This window comes from Aquincola tertiaricarbonis, from assembly GCF_023573145.1.
GTDB lineage: Bacteria > Pseudomonadota > Gammaproteobacteria > Burkholderiales > Burkholderiaceae_C > Aquincola > Aquincola tertiaricarbonis_B.
On record NZ_CP097636.1, the window covers coordinates 844805 to 867732 of the forward strand.

General features: G+C 71.0%; 22 protein-coding genes. 12 read left to right on the forward strand and 10 right to left on the reverse strand.

Annotation, left to right across the window (positions count from 1 at the left end):
• Entirely contained in the window at window positions 1–180 is a 180-nt protein-coding gene (locus MW290_RS18055; RefSeq protein ID WP_250199089.1) for a hypothetical protein, read from the reverse strand.
• Between the two features lie 241 nt (window positions 181–421).
• Here MW290_RS18055 and MW290_RS18060 point away from each other — a divergent pair, with 241 nt between their 5' ends.
• Complete coding sequence (locus tag MW290_RS18060) at window positions 422–2581, forward strand: TonB-dependent receptor plug domain-containing protein (protein WP_250199090.1); 2160 nt, start codon at window positions 422–424, stop codon at window positions 2579–2581.
• Window positions 2582–2587: 6 nt separating this feature from the next.
• Here the strand turns inward: MW290_RS18060 and MW290_RS18065 are convergent, their stop codons facing one another.
• Window positions 2588–3943: a DUF6351 family protein gene (locus tag MW290_RS18065; protein WP_250199091.1), complete on the reverse strand. Its 1356-nt coding sequence runs from the start codon at window positions 3941–3943 to the stop codon at window positions 2588–2590.
• 136 nt (window positions 3944–4079) lie between these two features.
• Window positions 4080–5099 carry a Tim44 domain-containing protein gene (locus MW290_RS18070; RefSeq protein ID WP_250199092.1) on the reverse strand — a complete coding sequence of 340 codons (1020 nt, stop codon included), beginning with the start codon at window positions 5097–5099 and terminating at the stop codon, window positions 4080–4082.
• Between the two features lie 214 nt (window positions 5100–5313).
• Between MW290_RS18070 and MW290_RS18075 the strand changes: the two genes are divergently transcribed.
• Window positions 5314–7779: a YgiQ family radical SAM protein gene (locus MW290_RS18075; protein ID WP_375142919.1), complete on the forward strand. Its 2466-nt coding sequence runs from the start codon at window positions 5314–5316 to the stop codon at window positions 7777–7779.
• A gap of 30 nt (window positions 7780–7809) precedes the next feature.
• Here the strand turns inward: MW290_RS18075 and MW290_RS18080 are convergent, their stop codons facing one another.
• Genes MW290_RS18080 through MW290_RS18095 form a run of 4 tightly spaced genes read right to left on the reverse strand, consistent with a single transcriptional unit; the run spans window position 7810 to window position 9741 of the window.
• A complete protein-coding gene (locus tag MW290_RS18080; RefSeq protein ID WP_250199093.1) occupies window positions 7810–8106 on the reverse strand; it encodes a BrnA antitoxin family protein in 297 nt (98 codons plus the stop codon).
• Complete coding sequence (locus MW290_RS18085) at window positions 8087–8359, reverse strand: BrnT family toxin (protein WP_250199094.1); 273 nt, start codon at window positions 8357–8359, stop codon at window positions 8087–8089. The genes MW290_RS18080 and MW290_RS18085 overlap by 20 nt, the downstream gene beginning before the upstream one ends.
• Before the next feature lie 27 nt (window positions 8360–8386).
• On the reverse strand, window positions 8387–9355 hold the full coding sequence (locus tag MW290_RS18090) for a threo-3-hydroxy-L-aspartate ammonia-lyase (RefSeq protein WP_250199095.1): 969 nt from the start codon (window positions 9353–9355) through the stop codon (window positions 8387–8389).
• A 29-nt stretch (window positions 9356–9384) separates the two neighbouring features.
• Window positions 9385–9741 carry a hypothetical protein gene (locus MW290_RS18095; RefSeq protein ID WP_250199096.1) on the reverse strand — a complete coding sequence of 119 codons (357 nt, stop codon included), beginning with the start codon at window positions 9739–9741 and terminating at the stop codon, window positions 9385–9387.
• A 176-nt stretch (window positions 9742–9917) separates the two neighbouring features.
• On the opposite strand from MW290_RS18095, the gene MW290_RS18100 reads away from it, so the two are divergent.
• The 8 genes from MW290_RS18100 to MW290_RS18135 all read left to right on the forward strand — a co-directional run bounded on the left by MW290_RS18100 (window position 9918) and on the right by MW290_RS18135 (window position 17706).
• Window positions 9918–11366, forward strand: coding sequence for an aminotransferase-like domain-containing protein (locus tag MW290_RS18100; protein ID WP_250199097.1), 1449 nt, complete (start codon window positions 9918–9920; stop codon window positions 11364–11366).
• Between the two features lie 23 nt (window positions 11367–11389).
• Entirely contained in the window at window positions 11390–12367 is a 978-nt protein-coding gene (locus MW290_RS18105; protein ID WP_250199098.1) for a branched-chain amino acid ABC transporter permease, read from the forward strand.
• Window positions 12364–13128 carry an ABC transporter ATP-binding protein gene (locus MW290_RS18110; RefSeq protein WP_250199099.1) on the forward strand — a complete coding sequence of 255 codons (765 nt, stop codon included), beginning with the start codon at window positions 12364–12366 and terminating at the stop codon, window positions 13126–13128. The genes MW290_RS18105 and MW290_RS18110 overlap by 4 nt, the downstream gene beginning before the upstream one ends.
• The gene (locus tag MW290_RS18115; RefSeq protein WP_250199100.1) at window positions 13125–13835 is read left to right on the forward strand and encodes an ABC transporter ATP-binding protein; all 711 of its coding nucleotides are present in this window, start codon (window positions 13125–13127) and stop codon (window positions 13833–13835) included. The genes MW290_RS18110 and MW290_RS18115 overlap by 4 nt, the downstream gene beginning before the upstream one ends.
• 96 nt (window positions 13836–13931) lie before the next feature.
• Entirely contained in the window at window positions 13932–14885 is a 954-nt protein-coding gene (locus MW290_RS18120; protein WP_250199101.1) for a diacylglycerol/lipid kinase family protein, read from the forward strand.
• Entirely contained in the window at window positions 14882–15703 is an 822-nt protein-coding gene (locus MW290_RS18125) for a metallophosphoesterase family protein (RefSeq protein WP_250199102.1), read from the forward strand. Before MW290_RS18120 ends, MW290_RS18125 begins: the two co-directional genes overlap by 4 nt.
• Before the next feature lie 21 nt (window positions 15704–15724).
• The gene (locus MW290_RS18130) at window positions 15725–16540 is read left to right on the forward strand and encodes a phosphatase PAP2 family protein (protein ID WP_250199103.1); all 816 of its coding nucleotides are present in this window, start codon (window positions 15725–15727) and stop codon (window positions 16538–16540) included.
• Window positions 16541–16578: 38 nt separating this feature from the next.
• On the forward strand, window positions 16579–17706 hold the full coding sequence (locus tag MW290_RS18135) for a zinc-dependent alcohol dehydrogenase family protein (RefSeq protein WP_250199104.1): 1128 nt from the start codon (window positions 16579–16581) through the stop codon (window positions 17704–17706).
• A 49-nt stretch (window positions 17707–17755) separates the two neighbouring features.
• Here MW290_RS18135 and MW290_RS18140 read toward each other — a convergent pair whose 3' ends face one another.
• The 3 genes from MW290_RS18140 to MW290_RS18150 form a co-directional block, all read right to left on the reverse strand.
• Window positions 17756–18751, reverse strand: a complete 996-nt coding sequence (locus MW290_RS18140) for an IS110 family RNA-guided transposase (RefSeq protein WP_445659481.1) — start codon at window positions 18749–18751, stop codon at window positions 17756–17758.
• Between the two features lie 214 nt (window positions 18752–18965).
• A complete protein-coding gene (locus MW290_RS18145; RefSeq protein ID WP_250199105.1) occupies window positions 18966–19220 on the reverse strand; it encodes an RNA-binding S4 domain-containing protein in 255 nt (84 codons plus the stop codon).
• A 31-nt stretch (window positions 19221–19251) separates the two neighbouring features.
• A complete protein-coding gene (locus MW290_RS18150; protein WP_250199106.1) occupies window positions 19252–20241 on the reverse strand; it encodes an HDOD domain-containing protein in 990 nt (329 codons plus the stop codon).
• Window positions 20242–20555: 314 nt separating this feature from the next.
• Between MW290_RS18150 and MW290_RS18155 the strand changes: the two genes are divergently transcribed.
• Entirely contained in the window at window positions 20556–22412 is a 1857-nt protein-coding gene (locus MW290_RS18155) for an ABC transporter ATP-binding protein (RefSeq protein WP_250199107.1), read from the forward strand.
• 85 nt (window positions 22413–22497) lie between these two features.
• Window positions 22498–22908 (forward strand): hypothetical protein, encoded by a 411-nt coding sequence (locus MW290_RS18160; RefSeq protein WP_250199108.1) that lies wholly within the window; start codon window positions 22498–22500, stop codon window positions 22906–22908.
• Window positions 22909–22928 lie beyond the last annotated feature (20 nt).

Genomic DNA, 22928 nt, shown 5'->3' on the forward strand with positions numbered 1-22928 from the left:
TCATGCCGCGGGCGGCTCTTGGCCCGGGGCGGGTGTGTCGTCGGCCGGCCGGTTGTCGCTGGCGTTGGGGTCCGACCCTTGCTGGCGGTCCGAAGCCTTCTTCTGCCGCTTCTCTTCGGCCTTGCGCTTCTTGGCCAGCTCGCGCTGTCGCTTTTCGTATGAATAGTTGGGCGTCGCCACCGGGCGTCTCCTGTTGCTGCGAATGGCCGCGGTGCCAGCATAACCCCCAGGGCGCCGAAGGCGAAACGGCGGGCCCCTGCGTCCTTGTTCAAGCCCTGGGGGTATCGGTTGCTGCTGGACAATCCCGCGCATGTTGCCGAAGGTATCTCGTTGGGTGTGCGCAGGCTGTCTGACCGGGCTGGCCGCTGGCGTGGCGGCCCAGGCGGGCGGCGCGCCAGCGTCCCCGCCCCTGTCCCCTCCCTTGCCACCCGCTGCCGCCGCCTCGCGCCCCGCCGCGACGCCCGCCGCCGCTGCTGCTTCGGCCCCGGCCGAGGCGCCGCAGCGGGTGGAGGTGACCGGCAGCGCCACCCGCAGCGATGCCGACGAGCGCCGCCAGTCGACCGCGGCCAAGGTGATCGTCGGGCGCGAGGAGATCGAGCGCTATGGCGACGCCAACGTGAGCGACGTGCTGCGCCGCCTGCCCGGCGTGACGGTGCAGGGCACTGCCGGCCGCGGCGGCACGCCGCGCATGCGCGGGCTGGGCAGCGGCTATACACAGATCCTGGTGGACGGCGAGCCGCTGCCGGCCGGCTTCAGCGTCGATTCGCTGTCGCCCGAGCAGCTGCAACGCATCGAGCTGCTGCGCGGCCCGACCGCCGAGACCGGCGCGCGCGCCATCGCCGGCACCATCAACATCATCACGCGCGAGAACCAGCGCAAGCCGCTCAACGACCTGCGGCTGACGGCCGCGGTCGACCGCGGGCAGCTGTCGCCTTCAGTGGCGTGGACGCGGGGCGACAAGCTGGGCGAGCGGCTGGACTACACCGGCTCGGTCTCGATCTATGGCCGCTCGGACGACACGCCCAGCAGCAGCCGGACCACCAGCGACACCATTGACCGGCGCACCAGCCTGCTGGTGCAGGACCGCCGGCAAGGTCTGCGCGGCTCGGGCCGGCTGCGCTGGCGGCTTGGTGAAGGCGCGGGCGAGGGCGGCACCGACAGCCTGACGCTTTCGCCCTTCGTGCTGTGGTCGCAATCGCAGCCGCGGCGCAGCGGCGACCTGGTGCAGACGCTGGGGGAGGCCCCGTACGAGCAGTTCAACACCCGCTTCAACAACGACTTTCACCTGCTGCGGCTGAACGCGCAGCTCAACCGCAGCCTGGGCGAGCATCGCCTGGAGTGGCGCGTGGGCGGCACCGGGGCGCGCTGGACGTCTTCGGGCCGGCGTGTGGAAACCGGCGGTGCCACGCCCGGCCTGCGCACCGACGATTCGGCCACCGACAACCGCGAAGCCAGCAGCACGGTCAAGCTCACCTCGCCGCTGGGCAGCGCGCACACCTTGGTCAGCGGCCTGGAGCTGGCACGGCAACAGCGGGATGAGCGCCGCGTCACCACGCTGGACGGTGTGCCCGCGCTGGCCGACTTCGGCGAGAACTTCGGGGCCACGGCCACCCGCTGGGCGGTGTATGCGCAGGACGAGTGGGCGCTGAACAAGCAGGTCGATCTGCAACTGGGGCTGCGCGGCGAAAGCATCCGCACCGAAAGCCGCGGCGGATCCGATGGCGGCGCGCGCAACGTGAGCACCGTCTGGACGCCGCTGCTGCATGGTGTGTGGCGCCCCGACCCGCAGCGCAAGGACCAGCTGCGGCTGAGCCTGACCCGCAGCTACCGCGCCGCGCCGCTGAACAGCCTGATGGGGCGTGTCGCCCTCAGCACCCAGAACCCCACCGGCAGCAACGAACCCACGACCGCCGACCAAGCCGGCAACCCCGCGCTGCGTCCCGAGATCGCCACCGGCATCGACCTGGCTTTCGAGCGATACCTGGCCGGTGGCGGGCTGCTCAGCGTCAACCTGTTCCACCGCCAGATCCGCGACCTGATCCGCACCACCACCACGCTGGAGACGGTGAGCTGGTCCACCGTGCCGCGCTGGGTGGCGCGGCCCAAGAACATCGGCGACGCCAGCAGCAGCGGTGTGGAGCTGGAGGCGCGCTTGCGCCTCAACGACGTCTGGCGCGAAGCACCGGGCGTAGACCTGCGCAGCAACCTGAGCCTGTTCCGCTCCGACGTGAAAAGCGTGCCCGGCCCCGACAACCGGCTGGACCAGCAGCCTGCCGCCACGCTGAACCTGGGCGCCGACTACCGCATGGCCGACTGGCCGCTGACGCTGGGCGCCACCTTCAACTACACGCCGGGCTATGACGCCCGGCTGGCCGAAGACCAGTACGCCACCCAGGGCCGCAAGCGGGTGGTCGATGCCTATGCGCTGTGGCGCATGCGCCCCGGCCTGCAGCTGCGCCTGTCGGCCAGCAACCTGGCGCCCCTGGACGACCTGACCAGCAGCACCGTGGCCGGCGAGCAGACGCGCACCACCACCGGCACCGCGGTGAACTGGCAGCTGCAGCTGGAAATGAAGCTGTAGCGCGCTTCAAGGGTTGCGGCAGACGAAGCTGCTGAACGCCTCGACGCTGCCGCTGCCGCTGTAGCGCGCGATCTGAGGCCAGGCGCAGATCGGTCGCTCACGGCCGGGAAAGCGCGTGCCGGTGGCGCGCAGGTGGTCGGGCGCGATGCCTTTTTCCACCCAGTCGTGGATGGCGGTGACGGGGTCGAAGATGTCCAGCGAGCGCCCGCCGTCCGAATGGGCCATGCCCGGCACGTTGAACAGGCGCACGAAGCTGCGCGTGGCTTCCACCCCGCCCTGGGCCTGCACCAGGGCGCGGTACCAGCGGTTGACGCCGCTGGGGTTCACCAGGTAGTCCGACAGGCCCATGTAGACGATCTGCTTGCCCTGGCGCGCCTTGAAGCCGGCGTAGTCGGTCGAGTTGGTGGCGCTGAAGCTGGCCGAGGCCAGCATGCTGGCGGGGTCCTTGTCGAAGTCGAACTTCAGGTAGTCGAAGCCGGGCGCGGGCGGCGTCATGAACACCATGCGGATCGATTCGTTGGTGTACTTGCGCGAGTTGGGCACCGGCCCGGTGGCGCTGCCGATCTGGTCGGAGCGCCATTCCGGCTCGCCGATGCCGGTGTCCCACGGGGCGCCGGGGTACAGCAGCGTGCCCGCGGAGTTGCGCGGCCCGGCCATCACGCGGGTGAAGGCGTCCACCTGCTCGGCGCTCAGGCAGCTGGCGTCCTTGGCGCCGGTGCATTGCAGCTCGGCCACGTCGTACTGGCAGGCCGGGTAGGCCTCGATCAGCCCGTCGGCCACGCCGTCCAGCGCGTCGCAGCGGCGCAGCACGCCTGCGGCGATCAGCTTCAGGTCGTCGTCCGAGAAAGACCGGCTGAGGATGGGCTGGTCGCTGGCGTTGCGCGGGGCGATGGCGGTGAAGGCCTGCAGCATCTGCATCGAGCTCACCTGGGCCAGGTGCTGTTCCAGGATGGGTGCGCCCGAGACGATGCCGTCGAAGTGCGCCGGAAAGCGCTGGGCCATCATCATCCCCTGGCGGCCGCCGCCCGACGAGCCGATGTAGTACGACCAGCGCGGCCCCTGGCCGTAGAAGCGCTCGATCACCGTCTTCGACAGCCTCGTCACCTTGTCCATGGCCTGGTAGCCCCAGTCCAGCCGCGCCTGCGGGTCGGCACCGAAGCTGGCGTCGCGGCTGTTGGTGCCGGTGTGGCCCATGTCGCTGGACACCACCGCGGCGCCTTGTGCCAGCGCCGGTGTGACGCCTGCGCGCAGCGTGCCGTAGGCCGGGCGCAGCACGCCGTCCACGCCGCCGCCGCCCTGGAAGTGGAAGCGGCCGTTCCACTGCAGCGGCAGCCGCAGCTCGAAGCCCACGCTGCGGTGCATGCCGCGAACACCAGGCCGCGGATATAGCTGGCTTGCCGGCCGCGCATACCGCGCGTGCTTGGCGGCAGAGAGCTTGGGTGCCAGCACACCCAACAAAAAAGGCGGCCGAAGCCGCCTTTGGATGCAGAAGCCGCGCTTACAGCGGCTGGATGCCGGCAATCGCCCAGTCGCCGCCCGTGGCGGGCTTGACGAAGTGCCACAGCTCCTTGAAGGGCTGGGCGCCGCCATCGGCTTCCTCGCGGATCAGGCCGTGGAAGCGCACGGTGACGATCTGCTGGCCGTTCTCTTCCGCGTAGTCGGCGAGGTCGGCGTCCAGCTGCACCACGTCGGTCTGCTGCGCCTGCGCGCCGCGGTCCTGCAGGTCCAGCCGCAGCGAAGCGAACAGCTCCGGAGTCGTGAACTTGCGCAGGTCGTCCACCTGGCCGGCGTCATTGGCCGCCTGCATGCGGATGAACAACATCTTGGCGATGCGCTCGAAACCGGCGCCGTCGAAGTCGGCCGGCAGCGTGGCCCGCGCATCGGCGAACGAAGCCGGTGCGGCTGCGGCAGCGCTGGCGCCCAGATGGCTGGACGACGGCGCGTTGCCGAAGCTGTTGTTGGCCGACTGGGCATCGAAGCCCTGGCGCTGCATCGGCGTGGGTTGCTGCCACGACGGCTGCGCATCGGCGCTGCGGTTGAAGCCGCCCGCACCAGCACCGGCGCCAGCACCGGCACCGGCCATCTGCAGGCCGCCGCGGTTGGCGTTGCCGCCGCCCGCGAAGCGGCGCATCAGCCAGCGGATGGCGAAGAAGGCGACCACGGCCAGCAGCAGCATGGTGACGAAGTTCGCCAGGCCGGCGCCCCAGCCCAGGTGGCTGAACAGCGCGGCCAGGCCCAGGCCGGCGGCCAGGCCGGCGATCGGACCCATCCATGAGCGCTTGCCCGCGGCGGCGGCGGCACCGGCGGCGGCCGGCGCAGCGGCGCCCGCGGCCGGGACGGCATTGCCCGGCTGCTGGGCCGGCGTGCCCGGCGTGGACTGCGGCTGCTGGGCCGGCGCCTGACGTTGCATGCCCGACGACCGGCCGCTGCCCAGGCGCTTGGCCTCGGCATCGAATGAGGCGAGCGGCAGTGAGGCTGCCGCCACCGCCACGGAAAGGGCTACCAACCAGGTCTTCACAGGGTCTCCTTCGAGTGAGCAGATCGCCGCGTCATGCGGCACAGGCGTGTGAGTGCGCTCACGCGATTTGGTTCACTGCGGCAGGGTTTTCAAGGGGCTTCACCGGTTTTCAGCAGGGATAAGTCACCAGGGTCAACCCTGAGCGCCGACAATGGAGGGTTAGCCGCCGCCTGCCGCGCCCGCCATCCGGCCCCGAACTTCGGAAAGCCCGCCCGTGTCCACCGCCCTCGCACCCACCGCCCCGGCCGTCCCCACGGCCAAGCCGATCACCGCCTACCGCCCGTACTGGGCCAAGCGCTTCGGCACCGCGCCCTTCCTGCCGATGAGCCGAGCCGAGATGGAGCGGCTGGGCTGGGACGAGTGCGACGTGATCATCGTCAGCGGCGACGCCTACGTGGACCACCCCAGCTTCGGCATGGCGGTGATCGGGCGCACGCTGGAGGCGCAGGGCTTCCGGGTGGGCATCATCGCCCAGCCCGACTGGCACAGCGCGGACGCGTTCAAGGCGCTGGGCCGGCCGCGCCTCTTCTTCGGCGTGGCGGCCGGCAACATGGATTCGATGATCAACCACTACACGGCTGACCGGAAGATCCGCAGCGACGATGCCTATACGCCGGGCGGCGTGGCCGGCAAGCGGCCGGATCGGGCGACGCTGGTGTACACCCAGCGCTGCCAGGAAGCCTACAAAGACGTGCCGGTGATCATCGGCGGCATCGAGGCCAGCCTGCGCCGCATCGCCCACTACGACTACTGGCAGGACAAGGTGCGCCGCTCGGTGCTGGTGGACAGCAAGGCCGACCTGCTGCTGTACGGTAACGCCGAGCGCGCCATCATCGAGGTGGCCCACCGCCTGGCCCAGCGCCAGCCGATCGAGCAGATCACCGACGTGCGCGGCACCGCCTTCATCCGCCGGCCCGGCGATCCGTCGGCCGCCGGCTGGTTCGAGCTGGATTCCACCGAGGTGGACCGCCCGGGCCGGGTGGACGAGCACATCAACCCCTACCAGACCACCAGCGAGCAGGCGCAGGCCCAGGGCAGCACCTGCGCCAAGGAAGAGGGCGGCGAGCCGCCCGCGCCGGCCGCGGTGCAGCCGATCAAGATCGTGCCGCGCAGCCGGGTGGTGATGCCGCCGCGCGATCGCACCGTGATCCGCCTGCCGGCCTACGAGCAGGTCAAGAGCGACCCGGTGCTGTACGCCCACGCCAACCGCGTGCTGCACCTGGAAACCAACCCCGGCAATGCCCGCGCGCTGGTGCAGCGCCATGGCGAGGGCCATACCGCGCGCGACGTGTGGATCAACCCGCCGCCGGTGCCGCTGGCCACCGCCGAGATGGACCATGTGTTCGACCTGCCGTATGCGCGGGCGCCGCATCCTTCGTACGCCGACGCCAACGGCAGCCACGACGGCGAGACCAAGATCCCGGCCTGGGAGATGATCCGCTTCAGCGTGAACATCATGCGCGGCTGCTTCGGCGGCTGCACCTTCTGCTCGATCACCGAGCACGAGGGCCGCATCATCCAGAGCCGCAGCGAAGACTCCATCATTCGCGAGATCGAGGAGATCCGCGACAAGGTCAAGGGCTTCACCGGCATCATCAGCGACCTGGGTGGCCCCACGGCCAACATGTACCGCATCGGCTGCAGGAGCCGCGAGATCGAGGCCGCCTGCCGCAAGCCCAGCTGCGTGTACCCCGGCATCTGCCCCAACCTGGACACCGACCACGGCCCGCTGATCCAGATCTACCGCCGCGCGCGCGGGCTCAAGGGCATCAAGAAGATCCTGATCGGCTCGGGCCTGCGCTACGACCTGGCCGTGAAGTCGCCCGAATACGTGAAGGAGCTGGTGCAGCACCACGTGGGCGGCTACCTGAAGATCGCCCCCGAGCACACCGAGGGCGGCCCGCTGTCCAAGATGATGAAGCCGGGCATCGGCACCTACGACCGCTTCAAGCAGCTGTTCGAGAAGTTCAGCGCCGAAGCGGGCAAGCAGCAGTTCCTGATTCCGTACTTCATCGCCGCCCACCCGGGCACCAGCGACGAGGACATGATGAACCTGGCGTTGTGGCTCAAGCGCAATGGCTTCCGGGCCGACCAGGTGCAGACCTTCTACCCCAGCCCGATGGCCACGGCCACGGCCATGTACCACTCGGGCATGAACCCGCTCAAGGGCATCAGCCGCGACGAGACGCGCGCCGAGCGGGTGGACATCGTGCGCGGCGAGCGCCGCCGGCGGCTGCACAAGGCCTTCCTGCGCTACCACGATGCCAACAACTGGCCGCTGCTGCGCGAGGCGCTGAAGGCCATGGGCCGGGCCGACCTGATCGGCAACGGCAAGCACCACCTGATCCCGACCTTCCAGCCGGCGACCGACGGCAGCTACCAGAGCGCGCGCCGCAAGAATTCGACGCCCGCGCCCACCAAGGCATCGGCCGCCACCAAGCCGGCGCGCCCGGTGGCCGGCCGCTTGCTGACCCAGCACACCGGCCTGCCACCGCGTGACAACGGCAGCCGCCCCGCGGCGCCGGGTCCGCGGCCGGCCGGCAAGCCCACGCACACCGCGGGAGGCAAGCCGCTGCGCACCAGCCTCAGCGGCACCGCCGGCCCACGTGCCCAGGGCGCCGGCCAACCGGCGGGCAAGGGCCGGCTGCGCGGGGCGGTGAAGGGCAAGGGCAGGGGGTAAGCCGCCGACACCGTGCCGCAAGCAAGGGTGTCACACGGGATGGCTGCGCAGCCACTCCCGCAGCACCTGGTTCAAACGGGTCTGCCAGCCGGCGCCTGTGCTGCGGAACGCACGAACGATGTCCGCGTCCAGGCGCAGGTTGACATGCTCTTTGGGCTCAGCCAACGGGGGGCGACCGCGCTTGGGCGCCACCAGCTCGGCCGCTGCTTCCTGCCCCATCAGGTGAGACAGCACGTCGGTGGCTGGGCGCGCCTGCGCGAACCACGCGTCGGTGGCTTCCGGTGCGTCATCGTCCAGGCGCTCGGGATCAGGCTTTCGCGTGGGCATATCGCGTCCTTTCACGGCGGTTGCAGCGACGCAGGCTGATGACATGCAGGCTGTCTCCGCGGGGGGTGAACACCAGCATGTGCAGGTGCTCGCCGATCCGCCCCAGTGCCTGAAAGCGTCGCTCGGGGTACATCTTCCGGGTGTCTTCAGCGATCAAGGCGCTTGACCAGTCGAACTCCTCCGCCAGAGTGAAAGGCAGGCCGCGTTCAGCGACGTTGCGCTCGCTTTTGGCAGGGTCGAAGGTGAAGCGCACTCAGTTATCGTACCCACAAAAAATTGATCAGTCCACCTGCTCTTGCCCGGTCATCAGCGCCACGAAGCGGTCGATGCCGATGTTGCCGCCCGACAGCGTGACGCCGACGCGGCGGCCGGCGAAGCGGTGGCGGTGGTGCATCAGCGCGGCCAGGGCGCAGGCGCCGGAGGGCTCGACCACCAGCTTCAGGCGCTCGAAGACGAAGCGCATCGCTTCCACCACCACCGGGTCGGCGACGGTCAGCACGTCCGTCACCAGCGCCTGGATCACTTCGAAGGTGTGCACGCCCACGGCCTGCGTCTGCTGGCCGTCGCAGATGGTGCGCGGCACGTCGATGTGCACGATGCGGCCTTCGCGCAGCGATTGCTGCATGTCGTTGCCGCGCTCCGGCTCGGCCCCGAAAACCTGGATGTCGGGCAGCAGGTGCTTGGCCGCCACGGTGCAGCCCGAGAGGAAGCCACCGCCGCCGGCGCACACGATCAGCGCGTCCAGCTCACCCGCGTCCTCGATCAGCTCCAGCGCCGCCGTGCCCTGGCCGGCCATCACCGGCAGGTGGTCGAAGGGCGGAATCAGCGCGGCGCCGGTCTCGGCCACCAGCTGGCGGGCGATGGCGGCGCGGTCTTCCTTGTAGCGGTCGTAGATCACCACCTCGGCGCCATAGCCACGGGTGGCGGCCAGCTTCAGCGTGGGGCTGTCGTGCGGCATCACGATGGTGGCCTTGCAGCCGTGCAGGCGCGCAGCCAGCGCCACCGCCTGGGCATGGTTGCCGGATGAAAAGGCCACCACGCCCTTGGCGCGCTGCTCGTCGCTGAGCACGTTCACCGCGTTGTAGCCGCCACGGAACTTGAAGGCGCCCATGCGCTGCAGGTTCTCGGCCTTCAGGTGCACCTCGCAGCCCAGCAGCGCATCCAGGGTGTGCGAGCGGATGACCGGCGTGCGGTGGGCCACGCCCTTCAGGCGGTGGGCGGCGGCTTCGACTTCTTGGTAGGTGAGCATGGTGGCGGTTCTCGCAGGATGGATTCGGGTCAGATCCGCGGCACGCTGCCGGCGCCGGCGGGCCGCAGGCTGGCTGCGGCGGCGCGGGCGGCGGTGGCCGCGGCCTGCAGCAGCTCGCGCGCGGCCCGGCGCCAGAGGGCGGCAGCACCGGGCACGGGCAGCCCCAGCAGCAGGCTGCTGCGCTCGGCCTGCAGCCACTGCCAGCCGGTCAGCAGCACGGTGTCGCCGTCGCTCAGGCGTTGCGCCGGCGGGCGGATCGCCGGCCATTGTGGCGCGGCGGTGCAGGCCAGCCGGCCGTGCTGCACCACCAGCCGAACGCCGCGGCCGGCGTCCAGCCAGCGGCCTTCGCCAGGCTGCAGGGGCAGGGTGAAACGGTCGGTGCGCATGAGGGGGCTTTCTGGGATCGATGGGACGCCAGCGTACGCAGCGGTGGCCGATCGCAACAGGCACAGCGGCTGGCGATCTGTTGCGTAGCAGATGGGCCTGAGACGGCGCTGTACTGGTCGTTCCAGCCCCCATCTGTTCCGGTCCGCGCCCAGGCCGGCGCGGCATCATCGGCCGCATGGAAGTTGCCGTTGCCGAAGACCCGCTGTACCAGCGTATCGCCCAGCATTACCGGGGCGCCATCCGTTCAGGCCTGATGCCGGCCGGCGAGCGCATGCCGTCGGTGCGCAGCCTGCAGCGGCTGCATCAGGTGAGCCTGTCGACCGCGCTGCAGGCCTGCCGCCGGCTGGAGGACGAAGGCCTGCTGGAAGCACGGCCGCGCTCGGGCTATTTCGTGCGTTCGCTGCGACGCGCCGGCATGCAGCCGGCCAGCGAGCCCGACCTGCGCCGTGCGCCCGATCCGGCGCAGTACGTCGGCATCCACGACCGGGTGTCCGATTTCGTGGCCCGCAGCGAAAGCCGGCCCGCGGTGGCCGACTTCGGCGCCACCTACGCTGCCGGCAGCCTGTACCCGGCCGATGCCTTGCGCGCCGCCGCGCTGCGGGCGCTGCGCCGCCAGCCCGAGCTGCTGGTGCAACCGGCGCCTGCGGCCGGCGATCTGGCGCTGCGCACCGCCATCGCCCGCCGCGCGCTGGACGGCGGCATGCAGCTGACGCCGGACGACATCACCATCACCCATGGCTGCATCGAGGCGCTGAACGTGGCGCTGCGGGCGGTGGCCCAGCCGGGCGACGTGATCGCGGTGGAGTCGCCCACCTACTACGGCCTGCTGCAGGTGCTGGAAAGCCTGGGCCTGCGCGCGCTGGAGATCCCGTGCAGCCCGCACACCGGCCTGTCGATCGAGGCGCTGGAGCTGGCCTTCGACACCCACCCGGGCATCAAGGCGGTGGTGGCCTCGCCCGACTACAACAACCCGCTGGGCTGCGTGATGCCCGATGCCGACAAGGCGCGGCTGGTGGCCCTGTGCGAGCGGCGGCAGGTGCCGCTGATCGAGGACGACACCTACGGCGCGCTGGGCGGCAGCGACGTGCCGCTGCGCGCCCTCAAGGCCTGGGACGCCACCGGCAACGTGATCCGCTGCGTGTCGCTGCGCAAGACCATCGCGCCCGGCCTGCGGCTGGGCTGGGTGAGCGGCGGGCGTTGGCAGGCCCGCATCCACATGCTGAAGTTTGCGCAGAGCCGCGCCAACGAGGCGCTGCCGCAGCTGACGATGGCCGAGTTCATGGCCAGCAGCGCCTACGACCGCCACCTGCAGCGGCTGCGCCGGCAGGTCAAGCAGCAGCGCGAACGCATCGCGGAGGTCATCGACGCCAGCTTCCCGGCCGGCACCCGGCTCAGCGTGCCGGCTGGCGGCATGCTGCTGTGGGTGGAGCTGCCGCCCGGCGTGCAGGCCCATCCGCTGTTCGAGGCGGCGCTGATGCGTGGCATTCGCGTGGTGCCCGGCACGCTGTTCTCCAACACCTCGCGCTTCGAGCGCTTCGTGCGCTTCAGCTGCGGCCACCCGGTCACGCGCGAGGCGGAACAGGCGCTGCGCGACCTGGGTGCGATGGCCGCGGCGCAGGTGTAGCCGCATTGCCGACAATGCGCGGCATGACTGCACCCGCCAGCCTGCTCGACCACCCTCTGCCCGCCCGCACCGCAGCGCCGGTGCTGGCCGCCCTGGTGCTGCTGCCCCTGGTGGCCGCGGCGCTGGGGCAGGACTTCTACATCGGCCTCGCCAGCCGCATCCTCATCTTCGCGCTGGCGGCCACCAGCCTGAACCTGATCCTCGGCTTCGGCGGGCTGGTGAGCTTCGGCCATGCGGCCTTCGTCGGCATCGGCGCCTATGCGGTGGGCATGCTGATGCAGGCGGGCGTCACCTCGGCCTGGGTGGGGCTGCCGGTGGCGGTGCTGGCCAGCGCGGCGGCCGCGGCGCTGGTGGGCGCGGTGAGCCTGCGCACCCGCGGCGTGTACTTCATCATGATCACGCTGGCCTTTGCGCAGATGCTGTACTACCTGATGGTCTCGCTGAAGGCCTACGGTGGTGAAGACGGGCTGCCGCTGGCCGGCCGTTCCACGCTGGGCATCGGCCCCTTCGCGGGCCCCGACCTGGCCGACGACCGCACGTTCTACTACGCGGTGCTGGCCGTGGCGGCGACCTGCTTCTGGCTGATGCAGCGGCTGCTGAACAGCCGCTTCGGCCACACGCTGCAGGCCCTGCGCGAGAACGAGCAGCGCATGGCCGCCATCGGCCACTCGCCGCTGCGCACGCGGCTGGCCGCCTTCACGCTGGCCGGCGGCATGGCCGGGCTGGCCGGTGCGCTGCTGGCCAACCAGAGCAGCTTCGTCAGCCCATCGCTGATGCAGTGGAGCCAGTCGGGCATGCTGATGATCATGGTCATCCTGGGCGGCGTGGGCCACCTGTGGGGCGGCGTGGTGGGTGCGGCGGTGTTCCTGCTGCTGGAAGAGGTGCTGGCCGGCTACACCATCCACTGGCAGTTCGGCCTGGGCGCGGCGCTGCTGGCGGTGGTGCTGCTGGCGCCCAACGGGCTGATGAGCCTGCTCGGCCAGCGCAAGGCCCGCGCATGACGGCGCCGCTGCTGCAGGTGCAAGGCCTGGTCAAGCGCTTCGGCGGCCTCACGGCCACCGACCAGGCCACGCTGGATGTGCGGCCGGGCGAGATCCATGCGCTCATCGGCCCCAACGGCGCGGGCAAGACGACGCTGATCCAGCAGTTGTCCGGCGTGCTGGCGCCGGATGCCGGTCAGATCCGCTTTGCGGGGGACGACATCACCGCGCTGCCGATGTCGCAGCGGGTGCGCCGCGGCCTGGTGCGCAGCTTCCAGATCACCAGCATCTTCCGCCGGCTGAGCGTGCTCGACAACCTGGCGCTGGCGGTGCCGGCAGGCCCCGGGAGTGGCGGTTTCTGGCGGCCCGCGCGGGCCGAGCGGGCGCGCTACGAGGCCGCCGCCGCGGTGGCCGAACGGGTGGGCCTGGGCGCGCAATTGCACCGCCTGGCCGGTGAGCTGGCGCATGGCGAACAGCGCCAGCTGGAGCTGGGCCTGGCGCTGGCCACCCGGCCGCGGCTGCTGCTGCTGGACGAGCCCATGGCCGGCATGGGCGCCGACGAGTCCGAGCGCATGGTGGCGCTGCTGCAATCGCTGCGGGCCGAACTGGGCATGCTGCTGGTGGAGCACGACATGGACGCCGTCTTCCGGCTGGCCGACCGCATCAGCACGCTGGTGGCCGGCCGCGTGATCGCCAGCGGCACACCGCAGCAGATCCGCGAACATCCCGAAGTGCGACGTGCCTACCTGGGCGACGAGCTGGAAAGCGGGGTCAGCTCGTGACGGCATTGCTGGAAGCAGAGGGTCTGCAGACCGCCTATGGCAGCAGCCAGGTGCTGTTCGACCTGCACCTGCGCATCGAGGCGGGTGACGTGGCCACGCTGCTGGGCCGCAACGGCATGGGCAAGACCACCACGGTGCGCACGCTGATGGGCCTGACACCGGCCCGCGCCGGCAGTGTGCGTTTCCTGGGTGAGCGCATCGAGCGGCTGAGCGCCGACCGCATCGCCCGCATGGGGCTGGCGCTGGTGCCCGAGGGCCGGCAGATCTTCGGCAACCTGTCGGTGGCCGAGAACCTGCAGGCCTTTGCCGCCAACCGCCGCGCCGCCCGCGAGCCGTGGACGATGGACCGCGTGCTGGCGCTGTTTCCGCGCCTGGGCGAGCGGCTGCGCCACATGGGCCACCAGCTGTCGGGCGGCGAGCAGCAGATGCTGGCCATCGGCCGCGCGCTGATGACCAACCCGCAGCTGCTCATCCTGGACGAAGCCACCGAGGGTCTGGCGCCGCTGGTGCGTGAAGAGATCTGGCGCTGCCTGCAGACCCTGCGTGCCCAGGGCCAGAGCATCCTGGTGATCGACAAGTACGTGCAGCGGTTGCTGGCGCTGGGCAACCGGCACACGGTGATCGAGCGTGGCCGCGTGGTGTGGCAGGGCAGCTCGGCCGAGCTGTCGGCGCAGCCCGAGGTGTGGCAGCGCTACGTGGGCGTGTAGGCGCCGGCCGCTGGCGCGCGCGCGCCGCGGGCCGACAGCCGCCACCGGGGGCGGGGGCTATCCTTTGCGCCATCTGAAGCAGCCTCGAGAACCTGCGTGATCCAACCTGCCCGCGATGCGCCTTTCTTCGTCGTGCTCAATCCCGGCTCCGGCCGCGGCGACCCGGACGAAACCCGCGCGCTGATCGAGCGCGTGTTCACCGAAGCCGGCCGCGAGCACCAGGTGCTGATGTGCAAGGACCGGCCGGTGTCCCAGGTGGCGGCCCAGGCCGTGGACCTGGCCTGCGCCCGCCAGGGCATCGTGGTGGCGGCCGGCGGCGACGGCACCATCAACGCGGTGGTCAATGCGGTGCTGGGCCGGGGCTGTGCCTTCGGCGTGCTGCCGCAGGGCACCTTCAACTACTTCGGCCGCACGCATGGCATCTCGGCCGATACCGAGATCGCCACCCGCGCGCTGCTGGAGTCGAGCGTGGAGCCGGTGCAGGTGGGCCAGGTCAATGGCCGCGCCTTCATCGTCAACGCCAGCCTGGGCCTGTATCCGCAGCTGCTGGAAGACCGTGAGGCCTACAAGCAGCGCTACGGCCGCCACCGGGTGGTGGCCTTGTGGTCGGCTGTGGTCACCGTGGTGCGCGGCCACCGGCCGCTGCGGCTGCTGATGAACTGCGAGGGCGAACAGCGCAAGGTGCGCACGCTCACGCTTTTCGTCGGCAACAACCCGCTGCAGATGGCGCAGATCGGCCTGCCCGAGGCGCCGGTCACCGGCGCCGGCCAGTTGGCCGCGGTGATGCTGCGGCCGGTCAGCACCTTCCAGCTGCTCAAGCTGATGCTGCAGGGCGCGCTGGGCCGGCTGGGCGAAGCCGAGGACGTGCGCAGCTTCGCGTTCGAGGAACTGGCCGTGCGGCCGGCCACGCCGCGCCGCAAGGTACGGGTGGCGATGGACGGCGAGCTGTTCGAGATGCGCCCCCCGCTGGTGTTCTCGGTGTCGCCGCATGCGCTGCCGCTGCTCAAGCCCCGGGCCCTGCCCGGCGATGCAGCGGCCACGCCGCCATGACGGGCCTGCTGCAGATCTCCGATCCCCACTTCGGCACTGAGCGGCCCCAGGTGGTGGAGGCGCTGCTGCAGCTGGTGCGCGACCAGGCGCCCGAGTTGGTGGTCATGTCGGGCGACATCACCCAGCGCGCCCGGCGCGGCCAGTTCGATGCGGCGTGGGCCTTCGTGCAGCGGCTGGCACCGGCGCCGGTGCTGGTGGTGCCGGGCAACCACGACCTGCCGCTGTTCAACCTGGTGGCGCGGCTGTGCTGGCCTTATGCGCAACACCGGCGGGTGTTCGGCCCCGAGCTGGAACCGGTGCATGCCAGCGCCGGCTGGCTGGTGATCGGCGTCAAGACCACGCGCCGCCGCCGCCACAAGGACGGTGAGGTGTCCGATGAGCAGATCGAACGCACCGCCCGCCAGCTGCAGGCGGCGCGGCCCGACCAGCTGCGGGTGGTGGTGCTGCACCATCCCATCGCGGTGTGCCGCGAGCAGGACGCCGAGAACCTGCTGCACAACCGCGAAGCCGCGATCGAACGCTGGTCGCAGGCCGGCGCCGATGTGGTGATGGGCGGCCACATCCACCTGCCCTACGTGGTGCCCTTGCATGAGGCCGAAGGTGGGCTGCCGCGCCGGCTGTGGGCGGTGCAGGCGGGCACCGCCCTCAGCCACCGGGTGCGGCATGAGGCCGGCAACTCGGTGAACCTGCTGCGCCGCGTGGGGCCGGGCGCCACCGGCGCGCTGCTGGAACGCTGGGATTTCGACGAGGCCCGTGGCCGTTTCAGCGTCGCGACGGTGAACCAACTGGCGCTGTCGCGCTCGGAAGGTGTCCGTTGAGCATTTTGTCGTGACCCTTTGATGACTCCCTCCCTGTCCGACCCGGCGATGCAGCTGGGCGCGCGGCTGGCCGATCAGGCGCTGCTGCTGTATGGCGCCGGCCTGCTGTCGGTGCTGCTGCTGGCGGGCGGCGGCTGGCTGCTGCTGCGCCGCGTGGTCAAGCCGCTGGAGCCCGGCGTGCCGCTGCCGCCGCTGCAGCTGGTGCTGCGCCTGGGCCTGGCGCTGCTGGGCATCGTGGCCACCGCCGCCGCCTTCGCTGAGATGGCCGAGGCCATCGGCCCCGGCGACAGCCTCGGCCGTTTCGACGAAGCGGTGGCCGCCCGGCTGGCGCAGACGCTGTCGCCGGCGGCGCTGCAGGTGTTTTCGCTGCTCACCCACCTGGGTGACGTGATCACGCTCACGGCCGTCAGCATCGCCACCGTGGTGTGGCTGCTGTGGCAGGGCCGCCGCCGCATGGCGCTGGCCTTTGCGCTGGCCACGGCCGGCGGCGGGCTGCTGAACCGGCTGCTCAAAGTCACCTTCGAGCGCGTGCGCCCGCTGCACGACCACGGCTACGCGGTGGTGGCCGAGGGCTACAGCTTTCCCAGCGGACACAGCGCCGGCGCCGCGGTGGTGTACGGCATGCTGGCCTTCGTGCTGCTGCGGACCACGCCGCGCCAGTGGCATGCGCCGCTGGTGGCGGCCGCGGCCGCACTGGTGTTCACCATCGGCTTCAGCCGCGTGATGCTGCAGGTGCACTGGGTCAGCGACGTGGCGGCGGGCCTGGCCTCGGGCACCGCCTGGCTGCTGACCTGCGTGCTCATCATCGACTGGCTGCGGCGGCCGCGCCGGACGTAGCACACTCGGGTCTCCCGAAGAACAACACAGGAGACCCGATGAAGATCCGCGCTGCCGTCCTTGAGCGCATGGGGGCCGAACCGCCGTATGCCCGTTCCCGGCCGCTGGCCATCCGCCAGGTGGAGCTGGCGCCGCCCGGCCCCGACGAGGTGTTGGTCAAGATCGCCGCTGCCGGCCTGTGCCATTCCGACCTCTCGGTGATCAACGGCGACCGGCCGCGGCCGATGCCGATGGCCCTGGGCCATGAAGCCGCCGGCATCGTCGAAGCCCTGGGCCCGGGCGTGCGCGACCTGGCGGTGGGCGACCATGTGGTGGTGGTTTTCGTGCCCAGCTGCGGCCACTGCGCACCCTGTGCCGAAGGCCGGCCCGCGCTGTGTGAACCCGGCGCCGCGGCCAATGGCGCCGGCACGCTGCTGTCGGGCGAGCGCCGGCTGGCCGACGAGGACGGCCGGCCGCTGAACCACCACCTGGGCTGCTCGGTGTTCGCGGAATACGCCACCGTGTCGCGCCGCTCGCTGGTCAAGGTGGACAAGGCCGTGCCGCTGGAAGAGGCGGCGCTGTTCGGCTGCGCGGTGCTCACCGGCGTGGGCGCCGTGGTCAACACCGCCAAGGTCAGCGCTGGCGCCTCCACCGCCGTCATCGGTCTCGGGGGCGTGGGCCTGGCGGCGGTGCTGGGCGCGCATGCGGCCGGTGCGCGGCAGATCGTGGCCATCGACCTGTCGGACGCCAAGCTGGAAGAAGCACTGCGCCTGGGGGCCACCCATGCGGTGAACGCCGGCGCGGCCGATGCCGCCGAGCAGGTGAAGGCGCTGAGCGATGGCGGCGTGGAATTCGCATTCGAGTTCGCCGGTGCGGTGCGGGCGCTGGACCTGGCCTGGCGCATCACCCGCCGCGGCGGCGGCACCATCACCGCCGGCCTGCCGCCGCCGGGCGCGGCCTTCGCGCTGCCGGCCGTCAGCCTGGTGGCGGAGGAGCGCACGCTGCGCGGCAGCTACATCGGCACCTGCGTGCCTTCGCGTGACATTCCGCGCTACATGGCGCTGTACCGCCAGGGCCGGCTGCCGGTGAACCGGCTGCTCAGCGGCCGGCTGGCGCTGGACGAGATCAACGAAGGCTTCGACCGCCTGCACGAGGGCAAGGCGGTGCGGCAGGTGGTGGTGTTCTAGGCCCCCAAGCTCACTGCGTTCGCTGCCCCCCAAGCAACTGTGTTCGAAGTCAAGCCTCTGACGCGGGCTGCAGGTGCTTGGCGGCGTCCCAGGTGGCCTGGTCTCGCAGCATGGCGTTGAGCACGGTCAGCAGCTTGCGCATGCAGGCCACCAGCGCCACCTTCTTGGGCTTACCGGCGGCCACCAAGCGCGCGTAGAAGGCCTTGACGGCCGGGTTGAACCTGACCGCCGACAGCGTGGCCATGTACAGCACCGCGCGCACATCGGCGCGCCCGCCCCATGTGCGTCGCTTGCCCTGGCGCTTGCCGGAGTCATTGGCCAGCGGCGCCACCCCCACCAGCTTGGCGATCTGGCGGCGTTGCAGCTTGCCCAGCTCCGGCAGGATCGCCGTCAGGGTGATGACCGTCACCGGCCCCACGCCCTTGACGCTGTCGAGCAAGGTGCGCTGCTGCTTGAAATGGCGGTCCAGGTGGTCGTCGGTGTCCTTGTCCACCATCTCGATCTGGCGGTCCAGCAGGCGCAGCACCTGTTGGATGCTGCGTACGGCCTTGGGCAAGGTCGTCTGCTGCAGCCGGTTGGCCTCGGCCACGCGCATGTCCACCAGCTGCCTGCGGCGCGCCACCAGCGCCGCCAGCTCGGCGCGCTGCGGCTCCTGCGGGGCGGTGATGTAGGCGGCACGGTCCGGATGCACGGCCAGCACGTTGGCGAAGTCGCGCAGCACGCGGGCGTCGACCTGGTCGGTCTTGGCCAGCACGCCCATCGACTTGGCGAAGTCACGCGCCTGGCGCGGGTTGATCCGCACCACGCTGAAGCCCGCTTCCTGCAAGGCCAGCACCAGCGCGCGTTCGTAGCCACCGCTGGCCTCCAGCACCACCAGGTCGACGTCGGCCTGCCGGCACATCGCGATCACCTCGTCGTGTCCCGCGGTGTCGTTGCCCAGGCGCCGCATCGAGGTGTCCAGGCTGACATCGAAATGCTGCTTGGCCACGTCGATACCGACGTTGATGCGACGATCCACGTTCGCTACCCCACCTTGCGGATGCATGCTCATGATTGGCAACTGTTCGGGCTACACGGTTGGACAAGACGGGCCGCTGCGTTGACCTCAGGCTTGGGGACGAGCTGCAAGCTCGAGGGGGCATCAGGTTTGGCGCAGCAACCGCGACACGGTCGGCCTTCAGAGAAACTCTGGAGGGCTGGGTCGGGAAGATACAAGGGGGCGCACCCGCCCTTGGGGCGGCCCGGCGGGCGGGTGGAGGCTAACCGCCCTGTTCAGGCAGCTCGTCCTCGCCGGGCATGCCGGTGGTCACGCGGATGCGTTCCGGGCCCACCTGCACCACCTGGCCGGCGCGGATCTTGGCGGTCTTGCGCAGCTCCACCGCGCCGTCCACCTGCACCAGGCCGTCGGCCACCATGAGCTTGGCGGCGCCGCCGCTGTGGGCGATGCCGGCCACCTTCAGCAGGTTGTCCAGCGTGATGTAGTCGCCGCGCAGCGGAATCTGGGTGTCGGGCATGCCTCATTGTGGCAGCCCGGACATCCATCGGTCAGGCCGCGGGCTGCAGCAGCGGCGCCTCGGGCAGCGCAACGGTCATGATCGGTGCCAGCACGGCGATCGTGGCCTCGCGGTCGGCCAATGCCAGCGCGGCGGCCAGCGGCGAGCGGGCGGGTTCCAGACCCTGCGCCAGAATGTCTTCGCCCAGCGCGGTGAGTGAGGCGCTGATCTGCCAGCCCGCGGCGGCGCGGCCGAAGAGCTTGTCCTTGCGCAGCACCAGCTGCTGCACGAAGGCCTGGCTGAAGGGCGTGCTCACGCCGCCGTCCATGCGGTCGAAGGCGCGCCAGGCAATCGACCAGCCGGCGTTGTGCATCAGCCCGGCCAGGTAGCCCTCGAAGGGTTCCAGGCCGCGCTGCCCGGCCAGCGCGGCGCACAGCACCGCCTTGCGCTCGCCGTGCTCCCACAGGCGCGGCGCGGCACGGGCCGACAGGCGGCCACCCTGGCCTTCGTACAGCGGCTTCAGCACCACACGGGCGATGGCGCGCTGCACGCCATCGGCGCCCAGTGCGGCCACCGCCTGCGACAGGTCGGAGACGGCATGGCTGGCGCGCTGGCGGTAGTGCGCGGTGTTGGCCAGGCGCAGCACTTCGGCCGTCAGCTGCACGTCCTTGGTGATGCGCTCGGTCACGGCGGCCAGCGGCAAGTCGTCCTGGCGCAACAGATTGAGCAGCTGCGGCACCACCGCGGGCGTGCGCGGCAGCAGGTCGGCCGGCGTCTGCGGGTCGGCCAGCAGCGTGTCCAGGTGGCGCAGCGCGCGCAGCTCACGCGGGCCGATCGGCGTTTCGCGCGAGGGGGCGCTGTCCTGCAGCCACTCGACGAAGGGCGCGCTCAGGTCCGCCGGCAGGGCGGGCGCGGGAAACGGGGTGACGGTGGGGCGCGCGGCCGGTTCTGCGGCGGCGGGGGCGACGAGGGCAGCAGCCCCGCGCGGGTGGGTACGGCGACCGGTTAGACCGGACAGCATCACGGCCAGCCAATTCCTCATGCCAAAACTCCCTTGCTTGTGTTTGCAATTGTCAGCCACGCAACCGGGGGTGGGGCGAATCCGCACCCCCTAGGCCGGCGTTGCCAACTGAGACAAAGTTGGCATTCCGTGGCCGAGAAAACGTGAATAGCGCCCGGCTGCGGACATGCACGGTGAGGCGCCGCCCGACCACCACGGCGCCTTTTCCCTGGGATCTTCGGCGCGCGGCCGGCCGGATAAAGTCGCGGCTCTGCTTTCCGGCCGCCCGGCCGCACCAGCCCTGTGACAACCTGCCGCCGCCCGCACCCGGGCCGGCCGCACCAGGAGCGCTTCGCTTGCTGCACTTTTTCGAGAAGCTCGTCCATCCCTACCCGGAGGCCGAGCCCACGCTGCCACCGCGGCGGTTTTTTGCCTTCCTGTGGGCCTGCACCGAAGGCATCCGCCCCTGGCTGCTGCTGATGACGCTGGCCAGCGGGCTGATCGGCGCCTTCGAGGCCGGCCTCTTCGCCATCCTCGGCGGCGTGGTGGACTGGCTGTCCACCACCGCGCCCGACCGGCTGTGGGCCGACCAGGGCCACATGCTGCTGCTGCTGGCGGCGGTGATGGCCGCCAGCGTGCTGCTGGTGGGCGTGCAGTCGGCGCTCAAGCACCAGAGCATGGCGGGCAACTTCCCGATGCTGCTGCGCTGGAACTTCCATCGGCTGATGCTCGGCCAGAGCATGCACTTCTACCAGGATGAGTTCGCCGGCCGCATCGCCACCAAGGTGATGCAGACCGCGCTGGCGGTGCGTGACACCTGGATGATCCTGTGCGAACTGATGGTGTTCGTGATCATCTATTTCGTCACCATTCTGGCCACGCTGGGCAGCTTCAGCGGCTGGCTGATGCTGCCGTTCGCTGGCTGGGTGGCGCTGTACGCGGCGGCGGTGTGGTACTTCGTGCCGCGGCTGGCCAAGGTGTCGCAGGCACAGGCCGACGCCCGCTCGCTGATGACCGGCCGCATCACCGATGCGTACACCAACATCGCCACCGTCAAGCTGTTTTCGCATAGCCAGCGCGAGGCCGGCTACGCCCGCGCCGCGATGCGCGAGTTCATGGTCACCGTGCACGGCCAGATGCGGCTGGTGACGGGCTTCGAGATCGTCAACCATGCGCTGAGCATGCTGCTGATCGCGGCCACCGCCGGCGCGGCGCTGTGGTTGTGGACCCAGGGCCACGCCACCGTGGGCGCTCTGGCGGCGGCCACCGCGATGGCCCTGCGGTTGAACGGCATCTCGCATTGGGTGATGTGGGAAATGGCCTCGCTGTTCGAGCACATCGGCACCGTGCGCGACGGCATCAACACCCTGGGCCGGCCGCGCACGGTGCTGGACGCGCCCGACGCCCGGCCGCTGCAGGTGGCGCAGGGCGAGATCCGCTTCGAGCATGTGAGCTTCGGCTACGGGGGTGACAAGCGTGTGATCGACGAGCTGAACCTGCTGATCCGCCCGGGCGAGAAGGTGGGGCTGGTCGGCCGCTCGGGCGCGGGCAAGAGCACCATCGTCAACCTGCTGCTGCGGCTCTATGACGTGGAGAGCGGGCGCATCCTGGTGGACGGCCAGGACATCGCCCACACCACGCAGGACAGCCTGCGGGCGCAGGTGGGCATGGTCACGCAGGACACGGCGCTGCTGCACCGGTCGGTGCGCGACAACATCCTGTACGGCCGCCCCGACGCCGACGACGCCGCCATGGTGTCGGCCGCGCAGCGGGCCGAGGCGCATGACTTCATCCAGGGGCTGACCGACCCCAAGGGCCGCAGCGGCTACGAGGCCCACGTCGGTGAGCGCGGCGTCAAGCTTTCGGGCGGGCAGCGCCAGCGCATCGCCATCGCGCGCGTGATGCTGAAGGATGCACCCATCCTGCTGCTGGACGAAGCGACCAGTGCGCTGGATTCCGAGGTGGAAGCCGCCATCCAGCAAAGCCTGTACAAGCTGATGGAGGGCAAGACGGTGGTGGCCATCGCGCACCGGCTGTCCACCATCGCGGCGATGGACCGGCTGATCGTGCTGGACAAGGGCCGCATCGTGGAGCAGGGCGACCACCGTTCGCTGCTCGCGCAGGGCGGTCTGTACGCCCGGCTGTGGGCGCACCAGAGCGGCGGCTTCCTGGGTGAGGAGGCGGAGGAGCCGGAGGAAGTCGGCGCCGGCTGACAGCGGCGCGGGCCGCCCGCCGCTACTGTCGGCGGCGCTGCCTCCCTAGGCTGGAGACTCTTTTCACCAGCCAAGGAGACAGCCCATGGGCACCAGCAGCATTCTTGGCGGCACGCCGGCCCCCTCGCAGGCCGAAGGCCGCGACGTGGACGCACTCGGCCCCAGCGACAGCTCGGACAGCGGCAGCGACGTCCAGGGCGAGCGCTTGGCCGCTACCGAGTCGGACGACGGCGACTTCATGCACGCCACCCCGGCGGTGCAGCACAGCGACAGCGATGCCGGCGGTACCGGCGAACGCGGTTCGGCGATCCCCGGCGAGGACGCGGCCGGCGCCGACATCGGCACCGACCACATCGAGACCCTCGGCGGCGGCGACGACGCGCTGGACGACGCGGTGTCGCTGGACGCCGACGAAGAGCTGGAGGCGCTGGCCGCCGACAACAGCGCGGACCCGAGCGACCCGGACATCGACGCCGACAACCGGCCCGACGCCTGAAGCCACGTGGAGGACGCGCT